The organism is Pseudoalteromonas sp. SR44-8, assembly GCF_014163635.1.
In the GTDB taxonomy this organism is placed as follows: Bacteria; Pseudomonadota; Gammaproteobacteria; order Enterobacterales; family Alteromonadaceae; genus Pseudoalteromonas; species Pseudoalteromonas rhizosphaerae.
This window is the reverse complement of record NZ_JACJDS010000011.1, coordinates 51,093-69,393: the sequence shown is the minus strand read 5'-3', so window position 1 is coordinate 69,393 and position 18,301 is coordinate 51,093. Positions and strand designations below refer to the sequence as shown.

Here is an 18,301-nt window from a genome sequence, read left to right as displayed (position 1 = left end):
ACAAACTTACTCAATTTTGATTAGCTGGTATTCAGCCTCAAAGCAAAAATGTCACATTACAGAATAAAGGTAGCAACTTTTTCGTTTAAGTCAGTTGCGCGATCTTTAAGCATTTTGGCTTGACTTAAATGAGTCATCGCCGACGAAGTGATTTCATCAGTGACATCTTTTATCGCGACCGTATTTCGGGTTATCTCATTTGTTACTTGAGTTTGCTCTTCTGCTGCGACTGCAATTTGCCCCGCCATGTCGGAGATCTCATTCACTGCTTGAGTAATTTCTTCTAAAGCTTGTGCTGCGGCATTGACATCGTGAACACTGTTATTAGCTAAACTTTTACTGCTATCCATCAAGCTAACCGCTTTTTTAGTGGTATTTTGCAACGTTTCAATCGTGGTATAAATCTCTGCAGTAGAGTTTTGAGTACGATGTGATAACACGCGAACTTCGTCTGCGACAACAGCAAAACCACGGCCTTGCTCGCCGGCACGCGCCGCTTCAATCGCAGCATTTAATGCCAGTAAATTAGTTTGCTCTGCAATCTCCTGAATCGTCGTTAAAATACTTGAGATTGCTTGTGCATGCAGGCTCAGCTCACTGATCACAACTGTGGTTTCATCAATTTCTGATGCCAATGAGTTAATCGTGGTTCTGGTTTTATCAACTAAGCTTTTCCCCTGAATACTGCTTTGCGCCGATTGCTGGGATGCAGCAGCAGTATTTTCAGCGTTAGCTGCAATTTCATGAGTAGCACTGGACATCTCTGTAACTGCGGTAGCAACCATTGTAACTTCTTGCTGTTGGCGCTGTAGTTCATTAACGCTTGATTGATTGGTTAACAGACTTTTCTCTGCATCTGAGTCTAGATCAGTCGCTAGTTGACGAATATGACTGATCAGCTGATGTTGACTACTTACAAAACTATTAAAGCTATCAGCTAACATGCCGACTTCGTCTTGGCTGTCGACTGTAATACGCTGAGTTAAATCACCATTGCCTGCAGCAATACGAGATAACGCTTGCGACACGCGACTTAGTGGCCCTAGTAACAAACTTAACAACCAAGAAATAGATAATACACTAATGATCAGTGCTAACGTTGCCAGTCCTAACTGGGTGACCATCAAGCTAACTAATGGTGCCTCTAACGTTTGTTTGTCGAGTACAAAAACTAGCTGCCAATCTGTATTGGGGATTTTTTCACTCCAAAGTAGCTTATCCCGAGCTTCAGTTTCAAAATAGACAGGCGTAAGTTGGCCTGTTTGGCTACTTGATTCGATTAGTCGGCTGCTTAATTTAGTCTCAATATTGGTGATTTTACCCATCAATTTACTTGAGTCTTTATAGGCGATCACAGTACCGTCTTCATGCATCATGATGGCATAACCGTTTGCCGGTAGAGACATATTGCTAACGCTATCGACAATACTCGCAATTGACACATCACCGCCAACCACACCATTACGCGCTGGATGAGCTATGGTAACGACCAATAGATTAAAGGCCACATCCAAATAAGGCTTGGTAATTATGCTGCTACGAGCTTGCTGTGACTGCTGATACCAAGGACGTGTTCTAGGATCATAACCTGAGCGGTCAATGCTGGGATCAGAGTCCACCATCAGCCCGTCGCGGTTACCAAAATAGGTTAATTGAAAATCGCCAGATACCTGTGCTTGCTGCAATGCATTAAGCGTATCACCTTCGACTTTAGTTGCGACAGAAGCGATCACTCGCTGACGATCGGTTAGCCATGCTTCGATGCGCGCGGCTTGCTGTTTACCTGCTTGCCTCACACTATCAACACTGTTTTGCAGTAACAACGCTTTTTGCGTGGAGTAGCTATACCATGACAATAATACAACAACAATTACGAGGGCGAGAACAACCGATAATAATATTTTTTTCTTTAGTGAATATGAATTCATATTGAGTGCTAATACTGACTTTAATTAAATTGAAATACGGATATAAATACAGCTTGGGGTTAGCTTAATTTAGAGTATGAATTGAGAGACAATTCTCAATCTTGTTCTATTTTCGCATACAAGATTTAAATAATAAATTAAAATCAAAGATTTAAGAGAATATAAAAAGAAGCATTATTAATTCAATGTAAAACTTAAATTAATAACCTAACGAGTGTAAATAAATAGCACGGTATAAATACTGCACGTATATTATTATTTAAAATAATTGTAACGCCTAGTCATTATATTAAATTAAGCAAAAGTAATAAGCCGTGACGACGGAGCAGTCACCCTGTATGAAATCCATATTATAGCTCTACTTTTCTGATCATCATCTGTGAAAGGGTTTAACAGGGTTTTTCTAGTCAACGGTTTATCTTCTTCATTAATTTTTAGTAGTAACGCTTTTCCATCAATCTCAGCGCTTGTAATACTAGTATCAAAGTAGATTGGTCGTCTTGCTTTTTGCCACTTATGACTTAAAACTTGTAACTTCCCTAAACGCAAAAAGCCCCGCATTTTCATGCAGGGCTTTTAATAATTTTGTAAAACTGTGATTAACTCATTGCAGCTTGTAACTTTTTCATCGCTGTTTTTTCAAGTTGACGAACACGCTCTGCAGATACGCTGTATTTTTCAGCCAGTTCTTGCAGTGTTGCTTTATCGTCTGATAACCAACGAGCACTAACAATGTCTTGTGAACGTTCATCTAGGGTTTTTAACGCACTAAATAAACGTGTATGAGATTGCTCTTGATATTGTTGCTGTTCAACTTCTTCAGCTAAATCATTACTGCCATCAGTTAAGTATTGCACAGGCGAATAGGTACTAGTTGGTGCGTCATCGCTGTCGTCACCGGTTAAATCAAAGCCCATGTCTTGGCCGCTCATGCGCGATTCCATTTCACGAACTTCTTTTTCACTCACACCTAGCTCACTCGCTACGGTAGCAACTTCAGCTTGGTTAAACCAACCTAAACGTTTTTTGTTTTTACGAAGATTAAAAAACAATTTGCGTTGCGCTTTAGTGGTCGCAACTTTAACAATGCGCCAGTTTTTAAGTACAAATTCGTGTATTTCGGCTTTGATCCAATGCACTGCAAATGAAACCAAACGTACGCCCACTGATGGGTCAAAACGTTTTACTGCTTTCATCAGGCCGATATTGCCTTCTTGAATCAAATCAGCTTGCGGTAGACCGTAACCTGAGTAACCTTTAGCTATATGTGCAACAAAACGAAGGTGAGACATGATGAGTTGCTTTGCAGCGTTAAGATCGCCATCTTCCTGTAAGCGAGTCGCTAACTCTTTTTCTTGCTCAGCACCTAGCATAGGTATAGTGCTTACCGCTTGAAGGTAACCGTCCATACTTGCGCTTTGCTGTCCAACTGTGAGTGCCATTGCGTATAAATCTTTACTCATTTTTCACCTCAGTGATAAACATTTGAAACCATCTTAGCACTCTTTCACTTAGAGTGCTAACTTCAATGTAAAACTTTTTTTCGATTGAAGCAAGTGGTTTTTTCAGTGTTTTTTATTCTACTTTAAACGCCTGAATAAGCGATGAATTCTAGCTTTGCGGTGAGTTGGTTATGATAAAGCAATTCACCACAACCAACTTAATCAATGATTATAAAAAATAATTGTTACACTTTATCGGGTTCGATTTCTTTTATATATCGATTAACAGATAAGTAGGAGCCAACAAACCCTAAGCTGGTTGCAAGCAGCACTAACGCACCAAACTCGCCTAAGCTTAAGCCGATTAAATTAAAGTTAGTTTGATACACTCCAGCGACTTGGGTGACTGCAGATCCAAGCCACCACATCATGAGGGCCACACATATAAAAGCAAACAAACCACCAACAATGCCATACCAAATGCCGGTCCATAAAAATGGCGCATGAATAAAGGTATTGGTTGCACCGACTAGCTTCATCACTTGGATCTCTTCTTTCTTATCCATAATTGATAAGCGAATAGTGTTGCCTATGATCAAAGTTACCGAAGTCAGTAATAACAACGCGATGGTGATCACGCTTTCTTTTAACAGGCTTAATAATGCATTTAAACGTTCAAGCCAGGCAATATCTAATTTACCAAAATCGACTTCACGCTCTGCTTCAAGCTTTTTTAATAATGCTTGCGCGGCGTTTGGTTGACGATGGCGAGAAGTCGGCGTGACGATAACAACATCTGGCAGAGGATTGCTATCTAAATATTCAAGTGCTTGGCCAAACCCTGATACTTCTTTAAATTCAATGAGCGCATTTTGTTTAGAAATAAAAGTGACATTATCAATTTCAGGGTAGAGTGCTAAGCGTTTAACAAGCGTTTGTGTTTCTTGTTCACTCATAGATTCTTTTACAAATAATGAAATCTCTGCAGCTTCTTCAAAGCCACTGCTGACCTGCTGCACATTTTTAACCACTAAATACAAGGTCGCTGGTAAGGTTAAACTTAAACCCAACACCGCAATGGTCATCATTGACGCCATCGGTGTGCGCCACATTTCGCCTAGACTATATACACCTTGGCGAAATATATTCAGCACAAAGAAATATCCGGCTGCAAAAACTGATTTTTTTACTCGTTCATTTTGGCTTTTTCGGCCTTTGAATAACAAACTCATAGTGTTGCCTCTGCCAATGGATCTTCACTCATGCGACCATCTTTTAAGGTTAAGCTACGGTATTTCATTCGCGAGATCAGCCCTAAATCATGGGTGGCAATTAAGACTGTAGTGCCATGATTATTAAATTCTTCAAACAAACGCAAGATATCCATGGAAAGCTCAGGATCTAGGTTACCTGTTGGTTCATCTGCAAGTAATAATGGCGGAGAGTTTACAATTGCCCGGGCAATCCCAACTCGCTGTTGTTCACCACCAGAGAGTGTTGAAGGGTGGCATTTTACTTTATCTAGCAAGCCAACTTTATCAAGTGCGCCATGCACACGCTTTTCAATTTGCTTATGATGCGTACCTTCGATAATTAGCGGCAAGGCAACATTATCAAAAATAGTGTGGCGCTCTAATAAACGGTGGTTTTGAAATATGATACCAATATCACGGCGGACATAAGGAATTTGCCGCGATTTTACTGCATTTAAATCAACGCCATTAATAAAAACATGACCCGCCGACGGGCGTTCCATTAAACTAATGAGTTTAAGTAAGGTACTTTTACCAGCACCACTGTGACCAGTTAAAAAAGCCAATTCACCCGGTTTAACATGAAAATTAACTTTTTCCAGTGCTCGGTGACCACCGGGATATGTTTTGCTGACTTGCTGAAAATTTATCATTTTAGTTATCAATCATCCACAGCTGAAAAGGGAGCAAGCTCCCCTTTGAAATTTAAACTTCGTCCTCATCTTGGCTAAATAGCGCATCAATGAAGTCATTACTATTAAATGCACGTAAATCATCAATGCCTTCACCAACACCAATATAGCGGATCGGAATATTAAATTTATCGGCGACGGCAAAAATAACCCCACCTTTGGCTGTACCATCTAACTTAGACAATGTAATACCGGTAAGGCCAACACACTGATTAAATAAGTTCACTTGGCTAATTGCATTTTGCCCTGTGCCAGCATCGATGGTTAGCATCACTTCATGCGGTGCATCGGGATCAATTTTCTTCATCACTCGGGCTATTTTTTCAAGCTCTTGCATCAAGTTGTCTTTATTTTGCAAGCGACCAGCTGTATCTGCAATTAACACATCAACGTTACGCGCTTTGGCAGCTTGAAATGCATCAAATATCACTGAGGCACTATCAGCACCGGTGTGCTGTGCAATTACTGGGATTTTATTACGCTCACCCCATACTTGTAATTGCTCAACCGCAGCTGCACGGAAAGTATCACCTGCAGCTAACATGACTGATTTACCTTGATCCTGAAATTGCTTAGCAAGTTTACCAATGGTCGTTGTTTTACCAACTCCATTAACACCCACCATTAAAATAACAAATGGTTTTTTATCAGCAGGAATTTCTAATGGCTGTTCTGCCGTTTTAAGCATCGCCGCCATTTCTTGCTTCATTAGCTCATATAATGCATCACCATCTTTTAACTGTTTGCGGTTAGCCGCATCAGTCAAACGATCGATCAGCTTCATGGTGGTATCAACACCTAAGTCGGCTGTTAATAGCTGAGTTTCAAGATCTTCAAATAATTCATCATCAATTTTCTTACCAGTGAAAATCGATGCAAAGCCAGAACCTAAGTTTACTTTGGTTTTTAATAAGCCTTTTTTAAGACGAGCAAAAAAACCTTCTTTCTTAGGTTTTTCAGCTGTTTTTGCTTCCTCGATAGCAAGCTCTGCCGTTAATCGCTCTTGCTCTAAACGCTCAGCTTCCGCCTCTTCTGCAGCAATACGTTGTTGCTCTACACGTTCGGCTTCAGCTTGCTCTGCGGCAATACGTTGTTGCTTAACACGCTCAGCTTCGGCCTGCTCTGCTGCAATACGTTGTTGCTCTGCACGTTCAGCCTCGGCTTGCTCGGCAGCAATACGCTCTCGCTCTACACGTTCAGCTTCCGCTTGCTCAGTAAAAATACGCTCTTGCTCTACACGCTCAGCTTCGGCTTGCTCGGCAGCAATACGCTCTTGCTCTACACGTTCAGCTTCGGCTTGCTCTGCAGCAATACGCTCTCGCTCTACACGTTCAGCTTCGGCTTGCTCGGCAGCAATACGCTCTTGCTCTACACGTTCAGCTTCGGCTTGCTCCGCGGCAATACGCTCTTGCTCTAAACGCTCAGCTTCGGCTTGCTCTGCTGCGATACGCACTTGTTCTACACGTTCAGCTTCAGCTTGCTCGGCAGCAATACGCTCTTGCTCTAAACGTTCAGCTTCAGCCTGCTCAGTAACAATACGCTCTTGCTCTAAACGCTCAGCTTCGGCTTGTTCTGCTGCAATACGTTCTTGCTCTAAAAGCATTGCTTCTTCTTGCTGTACTAAACGAGCGGCTTCATCGCGGCGTTGTTGTTCTGCTTGTTCTGTTGCTGCTAATTCAGCATCTGTGATAGCTTGGCGTTCAGCATCACGTGCCTCAGCTTGCTCTACAGCAATACGCTGTTGTTCTAAGCGCTCTGCTTCAGCTTGCTCTGCAACAATGCGCTGTTGTTCTAAGCGCTCTGCTTCAGCTTGCTCTGCAACAATGCGCTGTTGTTCTAAGCGCTCTGCCTCAGCTTGCTCTGCAACAATGCGCTGTTGTTCTAAGCGCTCTGCTTCAGCTTGCTCTGCAACAATGCGCTGTTGTTCTAAGCGCTCAGCTTCCGCTTGCTCTGCAGCAATGCGCTGTTGCTCTGCGCGCTCAGCTTCCGCCTCTTCTGCAGCAATTCGTTGTTGCTCTAAACGCTCAGCTTCAGCTTGCTCTGCGGCAATACGCTGTTGTTCTAAGCGCTCAACTTCCGCTTGTTGGTTATCGGCCTCTTGGGCGGTCTGCTCTACTTGTTGGTTTTTATCTGACTTACCAAAACCAAACCAAGACAGGAATTTATTTTTTTTTGCCATACTTGCTAATAACCACTTATAAAAATCTGATAAACTAACGGTAATACTTTGTGTATTCGCTGCATTGCTTTAAAAGCACAGCCGCTAATAACCACAACATATTGTCTAAGATGCTCATAGTAACACTTTTAGCGCAGTTGAAAAATGACACGCTACTATATGATTGCAATATTATCTGAGCTGGATTCTAGATACCATTTTTTAGTGAGCTAAATGAGAAATAAATCACCACAAAAACAAGTGAGTAATAAAGCCAGCGATGGCGTTATTAGGATCATCAGCGGGCAATTTCGTGGCCGTAAATTACCAGTAAAAGATGTGCAAGGTCTTCGTCCAACCACAGATCGTATCAAAGAAACGGTATTTAACTGGTTAATGCAAGATACTCGCGATACTAAAGTACTCGATTGTTTTGCAGGTTCCGGTGGATTAGGTTTTGAAGCACTCTCTCGTTTTGCTCTCAGTGCACGCTTTTTAGAGATGGATAAACTCGCCGCCAACCAATTACAAACTAATATTGACACGTTAAAACTCACTAATGCTGAAGTAATTTGCACCGACAGTTTGCTTTATTTAAGTAACAATACTCAGCAACAACAGTTTAACTTAGTGTTTATTGATCCACCTTTTCGCCAAGGTTTAGCCCAAAAATGCTGTGATTTACTCACTGAAAATGACTGGTTAAGTAAAAACGCCCTCATTTATGTTGAAGTTGAAAGCGAGATGAGTGCGTTACAAACACCCAGCAATTGGCTGTTATTGAAAGAAAAAGCGGCGGGACAAGTATTTTGCCGCCTCTATGAACTACAGTAAAATTAATAACATAGAAATATTTTTTGTTTCCACTTGGAGCAGACAATATTTATCCTTTACATGTGGTGCGGCTTCGGATTACAATACTGCACCATTTTTGAACCACTTGATCATTGTTTGATCAACTTGAGCAACGCTCATTATTTAGGTAGGTGAATTTTTAATGCCAGTAATTAAAGTAAGAGAGAACGAACCGTTTGACGTAGCACTTCGTCGCTTCAAGCGTTCATGTGAAAAAGCAGGTATCCTTTCAGAAGTTCGTCGTCGCGAGCACTATGAAAAGCCAACAGCTGAGCGTAAGCGTAAAAAAGCTGCAGCGGTTAAGCGTCACATGAAGAAGCTTTCTCGCGATAACGCACGTCGCGTTAAATTATATTGATCAGTATTGGTCTTGTATAAATGAGCCTTTTAATAAAGCTAAAAGATGCGCAAAAAGATGCGATGCGAGCGAAAGACAAATCTCGTCTTAACCCAATTCGTATGGTGCTTGCTGCAATCAAGCAGCGTGAAATTGACGAGCAAATAACACTTGATGATGACGGTATTACCGCAGTATTAGTGAAGCTTGTTAAACAACGCCGTGATTCTTACACTCAGTATACTGATGCTGGCCGTGAAGATTTAGCCGAAATTGAAGCCAATGAGATTACAGCTCTTGAAGAATTCTTACCTCAACAGTTGAGTGAAGAAGAAATCATAGCTCTTATTGATGCGGCTATTGCTGATACTAACGCAGCAGGTATGCAAGATATGGGTAAAGTAATGGGTATAATCAAAAGCAAAGCTGAAGGTCGCGCCGATTTAGGTAAGATCTCTGGTTTAATTAAGCAACGATTAACTGCCTAATACTCCCACATACAGATGTATGATTTAAGCAAACCGAGCCATGTGCTCGGTTTCTTCGTTTTTCGCTTTAATAAAAATAGCATTTGTGTTCAAATCTAAATTGTAGAACTAAATTATCTGATATTTCGTTCACCTTATTTTCTATTTATCTCAGGACTACACTTTACTAATGGCTGGAAAGATCCCACGTAATTTTATAGATGATTTACTTGCCAGAACCGATATTGTTGAGCTAATTGACTCCAAAGTTGGCTTAAAAAAAGCGGGCAAAGATTACCAAGCCTGTTGCCCTTTTCATAACGAAAAATCCCCATCATTTACTGTATCTCAAGACAAACAGTTTTATCATTGCTTTGGTTGTGGTGCGAACGGCAACGCTATTTCATTTGTTATGGAATACGACAAGCTTGAATTTGTTGATGCCATTGAAGAACTTGCAAGCATCCTAAATCTCGATGTTCCCCGCGAGCAAGGCACCAGTAATGGTCCAGAGCGTACCGCAGAACAAAAACGCTCAGATTACGATTTAATGCTCCATAGTGCGCGTTTTTATCAACACCAGTTAAAACATCATGCTAATTCAGCAACCGTAATAGACTATGTAAAAGGCCGAGGCCTAAGTGGCGAAACAGTTAAAAAGTTTATGATTGGTTATGCCCCCAGTGAATGGGAAGGCCTTTGCCAACAACTTGGCCGCAATAAAGAACAAAAAGAGCAATTAGTTGAGCTAAAGCTGGCCTCAGAGAAAACCCCTGGCCGCCAATTTGACTTCTTTCGTGATCGCTTAATGTTCCCTATTCGCGATAAACGTGGTCGTGTTATTGCCTTTGGTGGCCGTGTGATGCAAGCGGATCAAGGGCCTAAATATTTAAACTCGCCAGAAACCCGTATCTTCCATAAAGGCTTTGAACTATATGGATTATATGAAGCAAAACAAGCGCATAAAAAACTTGAACATGTGCTCATAGTTGAAGGCTATATGGATGTAGTAGCACTGAGCGAGCAAGGTATTGAATATGCAGTAGCTGCGCTTGGTACCGCCACCACCGCTGAGCACATGCATACATTGTTTAGAACCACAGACCGAGTAATTTGTTGTTATGATGGTGACCGCGCTGGCCGAGATGCCGCTTGGCGTGCACTCGAAAATGCCCTGCCCTATTTAAATGATGGCAAAGCGCTACTGTTTGTATTTTTACCAGACGGTGAAGATCCCGATTCATTAGTACAAAAAGAAGGCAAAGAAGCGTTTGAACTACGTTTATCTCAAGCCGATGATTTTACCAAAGTGCTGTTTAATAAACTCAGCCAAGAGATTGATTTAACTACCGATGCAGGTAAAGCTAAGCTTCTTAGTGCTGTGCTTCCGTTGATTGAAAAAATCCCTAGTCAGTTTTATCAAGAAAACTTATTAGAGCACTTAGGTCGATTAATAGGCCGCACTAAAGAGCAGTTAAACAATCGCTTAAAAACACCTAAACAGCAGCATGCGATTGAGCGAAAATTTAAAATTACGCCAATGCGTCGCGCAATTGGGTTACTAATTCAGCATCCTAAGTTAGCCAATACAGTGCCCTATTTAGCTGATTTAGCACAAATGAATATTGCTGGTATCGCCTTACTTATTAAGCTACAACATTGCGCCTTACAAAATAGTGACATTACTACAGCGCAATTAATTGAATCATTTCGAGAAACACCCGAGTATGAGGCGCTCATTAAGCTCGCTACTTGGCGTCATGAGATCAATGACGACCGTTTAGAGGACGAATTTAAAAATACTTTCAGATTTATTGAAGATCAGTGTTTAAATTATCGACTCGAGACCTTATTAATAAAAGACAAGACCCAAGGGCTTACGAGTGAAGAAAGGCTAGAATGTTTAGCCCTTACTCAAGCGTTAAAAGGGTCGAAAAGACACTAACAGCTAGTCAAAAATGAATTATGCTGTTATACTGTGCTATTCACTGCGTCAAATAATACTTAGCTTGGCTTAATAAATAAGCGAGCTGGCGCCTGTTGTATCAACTTATCAGAGTGGAAGAAACAATCTCTATGGATCCAACTCCTCAGTCACAATTAAAACTTCTGATTCAAAAAGGTAAAGAGCAAGGTTATTTAACTTTTGCAGAAGTTAATGATCACCTTCCACAAGATATTATCGATTCAGATCAAGTAGAAGATATCATTAGTATGATCAATGATATGGGTATCAAGGTTAGCGAAAACGCGCCTGATGCCGATGAATTGATGATGCAAGAAACAACAACAGATGAAGACGCAGCAGAAGCTGCAGCCGCTGCGCTTGCTACTGTAGATAAAGAAATCGGCCGTACAACGGATCCGGTTCGTATGTACATGCGTGAAATGGGTACTGTTGAACTGCTTACCCGTGAAGGCGAAATCGTTATCGCTAAGCGTATTGAAGAAGGGATCAACCAAGTACAAATCTCGGTTGCAGAATACCCTGAAGCAATTACATACCTGCTTGAGCAATGGGATAAGTTTGAAGCAGAAGAAATGCGCTTAAGCGACATTATCTCTGGTTTTTTCGATCCTAATGAAGATGCTGCGCCAATCTCTGCTACCCATATCGGTTCTGAATTAAGCGAAAAAGAACTTGATGATGAAGATGACGATGATACTGATAGCGATGATGAAGACGAAGAAGAAGTAGATACTGGCCCAGATCCTGAAGAGGCTCGTGTACACTTTGAAAACCTTCGTGATCTTTACAATAAAGCACGCGACACGTTTGATAGTAAAGGCCGTTCACATCCAGAATCGCAAGCTGCGATTTTTGAGATTGGTGAGCTGTTTAAAACCTTTAAACTAGTGCCGAAACAGTTTGATCGTATGGTTAACAACATGCGTGAAATGATGGACAGAGTTCGTGTTCAAGAACGTATCGTCATGAAACAAGCTGTACAAATCGCTAAGCTACCGAAGAAAACTTTTGTTAAGCACTTTGCTAATAATGAAACTGATGCTGCATGGATTGATCTTGAGATTGCTGCGAATGAAAAACATTCTGCAAAATTAGAAGAAATCAAACCAGAAATCATCCGCTGTATTAATAAACTATGTGTAATCGAAGAAAGCACAGGTTTAAGCATTGAGCGTATTAAAGACATCAACCGTCGTATGAGCATTGGTGAAGCAAAAGCGCGCCGTGCGAAGAAAGAGATGGTTGAAGCGAACTTACGTCTTGTAATCTCAATTGCTAAAAAATATACCAACCGTGGTTTACAATTCTTGGATTTAATCCAAGAAGGTAACATTGGTTTGATGAAAGCTGTTGATAAGTTTGAATATCGCCGTGGTTATAAGTTCTCAACTTATGCTACGTGGTGGATCCGTCAAGCAATCACACGCTCTATCGCCGACCAAGCGCGTACAATCCGTATTCCGGTGCATATGATTGAAACGATTAATAAACTTAATCGTATTTCTCGTCAAATGCTGCAAGAAATGGGTCGTGAGCCAAATCCAGAAGAATTAGCAGAACGCATGATGATGCCTGAGGATAAAATCCGTAAGGTACTTAAGATTGCTAAAGAGCCAATTTCTATGGAAACGCCAATCGGTGATGATGAAGATTCGCACTTAGGCGACTTTATCGAAGACACTACTATTGATTCGCCAATCGACTCGGCAACAATGGAATCTCTTCGCGGTGCTACCAACGATGTGCTTGCAGGCCTAACAGCCCGAGAAGCAAAAGTATTGCGTATGCGTTTTGGTATCGATATGAATACCGACCATACCTTAGAAGAAGTAGGTAAACAGTTTGATGTAACGCGTGAGCGTATTCGTCAAATCGAAGCGAAGGCACTACGTAAATTACGCCACCCTTCACGCTCTGACTTATTGAAAAGCTTCTTAGATGCTAAGTAATTAGCAAATACAGATTTAAATTTAAAAGGCCGCTGTAGCGGCCTTTTTTCTATTTACAGGAAATAATTATGGCTTGGATCCAAATCCGTATCAATGCTAATGCTGCAACCGCAGATGCAGTAAGTGATCTATTAATGGCAGCAGGCAGTGCGTCTGTTACCTTTATTGATGCTAAAGACACTCCTATTTACGAACCAAAAATCGGCACTGTGGTGTTTTGGGCTGACACGACTGTGATTGGTTTATTCGAAGCTAACCACGATATGAATGCGGTGATAGCTCTATTACAGCGCCACGACGAGTTAAAAGACACCTTAGTGTACAAAATAGAGCAACTTGAAGACAAAGACTGGGAACGCGAATGGATGGATAACTTCCACCCAATTCAGTTTGGTGAAAAACTATGGATCTGCCCAAGCTGGCGTGATATTCCCGATCCTGATGCCGTCAATGTACTGCTTGACCCTGGCCTTGCTTTTGGCACTGGCACCCATGCCACCACCGCTTTGTGCTTAAAATGGCTAGAAAGCCAAGATTTGACCGGTAAAACTGTGGTCGACTTTGGTTGTGGCTCTGGAATTCTAGGTATCGCAGCTATCAAACTTGGCGCTGAGCGCATGATCGGCATCGATATAGACCCTCAAGCCCTTGAAGCAAGCTTAGATAATGCACAGCGAAACGGCGTTGCAGATAAACTCGAAGTATACTTGCCAGAAAATCAGCCTGAGTTTAGCGCCGATATCGTGGTGGCCAATATTTTAGCTGCGCCACTGCGTGAATTACACAGCGTGATTTTAGGCTTGTTAAAACCAGGTGGTAAAATTGCTATGTCGGGAATTTTAGAAGAACAAGCGCAGTCGGTAGCAGATGTTTATGCCCCTTTTTTAGCGCTTGATGATATCGCTGTTGAAGGTGAATGGACACGTGTAAGTGGTATGAAAAAAGCTTAACTTGCTGGGTTCGGCAATTTAGAGTATTAACGCAAAACCTTCATGTAAAGCCTGTAATTAACAGGCTTTACCTATTATTTACACGCCAAAAAACTGAATGATTTCTTATCACAAATTAGTTCTGTATAAAATTCACACAAATAGAGCCGTTCGTCAAACTGTTATCAAATGTCAATATGCAAAAGTCAAAAAAAAGTCACTTTTGTTCAATTTATAGCCTTTGATTTTCGACAAAAAAACCGTAAACTTAGCGCCCCTTGAAAAGAGGCCTATTGAATACAGTGCGTATCGGAACATATCAATTAGAAAACAATGTAATTGTGGCGCCAATGGCGGGAATTACAGATAGACCATTTAGACAACTTTGTCGCCGCTTAGGTGCGGGGCTAGCTGTATCTGAAATGCTATCGTCAAATCCTTTGGTATGGAAAACCGAGAAATCGATGAACCGTATGGATCACAGTGGTGAATCGGGAATACGCGCGGTGCAAATCGCAGGAGCTGATCCTGAGCTTATGGCGCAGGCTGCACAATTCAATGTAAGTAATGGTGCACAGATCATAGATATTAATATGGGGTGCCCAGCTAAGAAAGTGAACAAGAAACTCGCAGGCTCCGCCCTTTTGCAGTTTCCTGGTTTAGTGGAAGAGATTATAGATGCGGTGGTTAGCGCTGTTGATGTACCTGTAACACTGAAAATCCGCACAGGATGGGATCAGGATAACCGTAACGGTGTTGAGATTGCGAGAATAGCTGAACGTTATGGCATAGCTTCATTGGCCGTACATGGGCGTACACGCGCATGTATGTACAAAGGTGAAGCTGAATACGCCACAATTAGGGATATAAAACGTTCAGTGTCGATACCTGTGGTTGCTAATGGTGATATTACATCTCCTGAAAAAGCAAAACAGGTTTTGGACTATACGGGTGCAGATGCCATTATGATTGGTCGAGCCGCCCAAGGTCGCCCTTGGATATTTAGGGAGATAGACCACTATTTGCGAACCGGTGAACATTTACCTGTGCCTCCAATTACGGAAGTACGTGGTATTTTGATGGAACACTTAGTGAACCTTCATGCGTTTTACGGCGAACCAATGGGAGCGCGCATCGCTCGCAAACATGTATCTTGGTATTTGCAAACCCATGACAGTGACGGTCAGTTTAGGCGAGTATTTAATGCTCTCGATAATCCACAGGCACAAATCGAGACATTAGAGCAATACTTTAAAACACTAGCAGCTAACTAAGAAAGAAAGAGATATAAACAATGTTCGAACAAAACGTGACTTCTCCATTTATCACTAACCCTCATGTTCAGTCACACGAGAAACCGCAGCCATTACGCGATGCAGTGAAGAAAGCTGTTCATCACTATTTAAAACAGCTTAACGGTCAAGATGTGCAAGACGTTTACGACCTTGTTCTTTCAGAGCTAGAAGCACCATTACTTGAAGAAGTAATGACTTACACACGTGGCAACCAAACACGTGCGGCAATCTTACTAGGTATCAACCGCGGTACTTTACGTAAGAAACTAAAGAAATACGGCATGAACTAATACCGTGTTGTGATTTATCACAACATTCGTTTGAAAAAGCACCTTCGGGTGCTTTTTTTATATCTTTAAAAATCCTCAAAAAAGCGTCTAATTGCAAAATCCTCACTCTGTATACCCAAATGACTTGTGTATAAATATCGTTTTTTAAGCGATATTCAGTTAAAATAGCGCCTTTCTAAGCTAGCTCAAACACTGAGGTAATCAAACTACAATGGATACACATCGTCCAATTCGTCGCGCACTACTAAGTGTGTCAGATAAAACCGGTATTGTTGAATTTGCTCGCGCTCTTGAATCACAAGGCGTAGACATCTTATCAACTGGCGGTACTTGTAAATTACTTGCTGATAACGGCATTAAAGTCACTGAAGTATCTGACCACACAGGTCACCCTGAGATCATGGATGGTCGCGTAAAAACTCTTCACCCAAAAATTCATGGCGGCATTTTAGCGCGTCGTGGTCAAGATGAAGATGTAATGGACGCTCATAACATCTCAGCTATCGATATCGTTGTAGTTAACTTATACCCCTTTGCGAATACAGTCGCTCAAGAAAACTGCAGCCTTGAAGATGCCATTGAGAACATTGATATCGGCGGCCCAACGATGGTGCGTGCTGCGGCCAAAAACCACAAAGACGTGACTATTGTAGTAAACGCCAAAGATTACGACCGCGTGATCAGCGAAATGCAAAGCAACAATGGTTCAACTACATACAAAACACGTTTTGATCTTGCCATTGCAGCTTACGAGCACACCGCGCAGTACGATGGCATGATTGCTAACTACTTCGGTAAGATGGTTGCTGATTACACTGATGAAGCAGCTGAGGAAACTAAATTCCCACGCACTATCAATATGCAGTTTACTAAAAAACAAGACATGCGCTACGGTGAAAATTCACACCAAGATGCGGCTTTTTATGTTGAAAACGACGTTCAAGAAGCATCTGTTGCAACTGCCATACAACTGCAAGGTAAAGCACTTTCTTTCAATAATATTGCTGATACAGATGCAGCTCTTGAATGTGTGAAAGAATTTGATGTACCAGCCTGTGTTATTGTTAAACATGCTAACCCTTGTGGCGTTTCAATCGGTGACAACATCCTTGAAGCCTATGATCGCGCATTCAAAACCGATCCTACGTCAGCATTTGGTGGCATCATTGCCTTTAACCAAGAGCTTGATGCTGATACCGCTGAAGCAATTGTGTCTCGTCAATTCGTTGAAGTGATCATTGCGCCTAAAGTATCAGAAGCTGCGGCACAAATTATTTCGGCTAAGCAAAATGTACGCTTACTAGAGTGTGGCCAATGGTCAGGCAAAGCGACAGGTCATGACATCAAACGCGTTAATGGCGGTGTACTCATCCAAGACCGTGATTTAGGTATGGTAACGCAAGGCGACTTAACGGTTGTGTCTAAGCGCCAGCCTACTGAGCAAGAACTTAAAGACTTATTATTCTGCTGGAAAGTAGCTAAATTTGTTAAGTCAAACGCCATTGTTTATGCCCGTGACGGTATGACCATTGGTGTAGGCGCAGGCCAAATGAGCCGCGTTTACTCAGCTAAAATTGCCGGAATTAAAGCCGCTGATGAAAACCTTGAAGTTAAAGGTTCAGTAATGGCATCTGATGCGTTCTTCCCATTCCGTGATGGTATTGATGCAGCTGCAGAGGCTGGTATTACAGCTGTGATCCAACCTGGTGGTTCAATGCGCGATGAAGAAGTTATCGCTGCCGCTGACGAAGCTGGTATGGCAATGGTGTTTACTGGCATGCGTCACTTCCGCCATTAATCACACAAAGAGCTAACTGCATCAGTTAGCTCTTTTTGTTTGCACCAAATTCACGTATTCTGCTTATTCTATAACCTATTCTAAAAATATAATGTGAAGGAACAGACGATGAAATTTGCACTAAAATCTCTACTTGTTGCCACCCTTGCGATGACATCAACTATGGCTATTAGCCATGAGCATGGCCATGATTCAGCATTAAATAATGCAGTTAAATCAAGCGAGCGCAGCAGTGATCGCGATCAATACCGCCACCCTGTCGAAACATTAGAGTTTTTTGGTTTTAAACCAACTATGACTGTTGTTGAGATTGCGCCTGGCGGCGGCTGGTACAGTGAAATTTTAGCGCCAGCACTGAAAGAGCAAGGCACTTATTATGCCGCGCATTTCCCTGCTGACTCATCGGTGGGTTATTACCAACGAGCTCTAGCTGGCTTTAAAAAGAAAATTGCTGAAGATGAGCGATTCAATAAAGTAAAGCTGACTGAATTCGCTCCTTCAACACATTTAGACATTGCCCCGGCGAGCAGCGCAGACATGGTGTTAACCTTCCGCAACGTACATAATTGGTATATGAGCAAAGATAAAGATGCCGCAGCTAATGCCTTTAAGTCTTTTTACAAAGCACTTAAACCAGGTGGTACTTTAGGTGTGGTTGAACATCGCCTACCTGAAGCGCAAGCTGATGAAATGCAAAAGTCATCAGGTTATATGAAACAAAGCGTGGTAATCGAACTTGCTAAACAAGCAGGCTTTGAACTGGCAGCAAGCAGTGACATAAATGCAAACTCTCTTGATACAGCCGATCACCCTAAAGGGGTATGGACCCTTCCACCAAGCCTTAGACTTGGCGAGCAAGATGCCGCTAAATATAAAGCAATTGGTGAAAGCGACCGCATGACGCTGAAATTTAAAAAACCGCTTTAAATAGGATATTCG

15 protein-coding genes are annotated in these 18,301 nt (G+C 41.8%); 10 read left to right on the top strand and 5 right to left on the bottom strand.

Annotated elements, in window-relative coordinates:
* Nucleotides 1–56: 56 nt before the first annotated feature.
* From H5183_RS07270 to ftsY, 5 genes are all read right to left on the bottom strand, one after another.
* A complete protein-coding gene (locus tag H5183_RS07270) occupies nt 57–1,928 on the bottom strand; it encodes a methyl-accepting chemotaxis protein (protein WP_182731323.1) in 1,872 nt (623 codons plus the stop codon).
* Nucleotides 1,929–2,527: 599 nt separating this feature from the next.
* Nucleotides 2,528–3,391, bottom strand: coding sequence for an RNA polymerase sigma factor RpoH (gene rpoH, locus H5183_RS07265; protein ID WP_145234811.1), 864 nt, complete (start codon nt 3,389–3,391; stop codon nt 2,528–2,530).
* A 224-nt stretch (nt 3,392–3,615) separates the two neighbouring features.
* On the bottom strand, nt 3,616–4,602 hold the full coding sequence (gene ftsX, locus H5183_RS07260) for a permease-like cell division protein FtsX (RefSeq protein ID WP_145234809.1): 987 nt from the start codon (nt 4,600–4,602) through the stop codon (nt 3,616–3,618).
* Nucleotides 4,599–5,276, bottom strand: coding sequence for a cell division ATP-binding protein FtsE (gene ftsE, locus H5183_RS07255; RefSeq protein ID WP_182717204.1), 678 nt, complete (start codon nt 5,274–5,276; stop codon nt 4,599–4,601). Before ftsE ends, ftsX begins: the two co-directional genes overlap by 4 nt.
* 52 nt (nt 5,277–5,328) lie before the next feature.
* Nucleotides 5,329–7,494 (bottom strand): signal recognition particle-docking protein FtsY, encoded by a 2,166-nt coding sequence (gene ftsY / locus H5183_RS07250; RefSeq protein WP_182731322.1) that lies wholly within the window; start codon nt 7,492–7,494, stop codon nt 5,329–5,331.
* Nucleotides 7,495–7,707: 213 nt separating this feature from the next.
* Here ftsY and rsmD point away from each other — a divergent pair, with 213 nt between their 5' ends.
* The 10 genes from rsmD (at nt 7,708) to H5183_RS07200 (ending at nt 18,289) form a co-directional block, all read left to right on the top strand.
* Entirely contained in the window at nt 7,708–8,307 is a 600-nt protein-coding gene (gene rsmD / locus H5183_RS07245; protein WP_145234805.1) for a 16S rRNA (guanine(966)-N(2))-methyltransferase RsmD, read from the top strand.
* Between the two features lie 163 nt (nt 8,308–8,470).
* Nucleotides 8,471–8,686 carry a 30S ribosomal protein S21 gene (gene rpsU, locus H5183_RS07240; RefSeq protein ID WP_002957797.1) on the top strand — a complete coding sequence of 72 codons (216 nt, stop codon included), beginning with the start codon at nt 8,471–8,473 and terminating at the stop codon, nt 8,684–8,686.
* Between the two features lie 20 nt (nt 8,687–8,706).
* Complete coding sequence (locus H5183_RS07235; protein ID WP_145234803.1) at nt 8,707–9,153, top strand: GatB/YqeY domain-containing protein; 447 nt, start codon at nt 8,707–8,709, stop codon at nt 9,151–9,153.
* Nucleotides 9,154–9,322: 169 nt separating this feature from the next.
* Complete coding sequence (gene dnaG, locus H5183_RS07230; RefSeq protein ID WP_145234801.1) at nt 9,323–11,077, top strand: DNA primase; 1,755 nt, start codon at nt 9,323–9,325, stop codon at nt 11,075–11,077.
* 131 nt (nt 11,078–11,208) lie between these two features.
* Entirely contained in the window at nt 11,209–13,050 is a 1,842-nt protein-coding gene (gene rpoD, locus H5183_RS07225; protein ID WP_145234798.1) for an RNA polymerase sigma factor RpoD, read from the top strand.
* Nucleotides 13,051–13,118: 68 nt separating this feature from the next.
* Complete coding sequence (prmA, locus tag H5183_RS07220) at nt 13,119–14,000, top strand: 50S ribosomal protein L11 methyltransferase (protein WP_145234796.1); 882 nt, start codon at nt 13,119–13,121, stop codon at nt 13,998–14,000.
* A 281-nt stretch (nt 14,001–14,281) separates the two neighbouring features.
* Nucleotides 14,282–15,253, top strand: coding sequence for a tRNA dihydrouridine synthase DusB (gene dusB / locus H5183_RS07215; protein ID WP_182731350.1), 972 nt, complete (start codon nt 14,282–14,284; stop codon nt 15,251–15,253).
* Between the two features lie 20 nt (nt 15,254–15,273).
* Nucleotides 15,274–15,564 carry a DNA-binding transcriptional regulator Fis gene (fis, locus tag H5183_RS07210; protein WP_002957804.1) on the top strand — a complete coding sequence of 97 codons (291 nt, stop codon included), beginning with the start codon at nt 15,274–15,276 and terminating at the stop codon, nt 15,562–15,564.
* A gap of 211 nt (nt 15,565–15,775) precedes the next feature.
* Nucleotides 15,776–17,362 carry a bifunctional phosphoribosylaminoimidazolecarboxamide formyltransferase/IMP cyclohydrolase gene (gene purH / locus H5183_RS07205; RefSeq protein WP_182717208.1) on the top strand — a complete coding sequence of 529 codons (1,587 nt, stop codon included), beginning with the start codon at nt 15,776–15,778 and terminating at the stop codon, nt 17,360–17,362.
* 108 nt (nt 17,363–17,470) lie between these two features.
* Nucleotides 17,471–18,289 carry a class I SAM-dependent methyltransferase gene (locus H5183_RS07200; RefSeq protein WP_145234789.1) on the top strand — a complete coding sequence of 273 codons (819 nt, stop codon included), beginning with the start codon at nt 17,471–17,473 and terminating at the stop codon, nt 18,287–18,289.
* Nucleotides 18,290–18,301 lie beyond the last annotated feature (12 nt).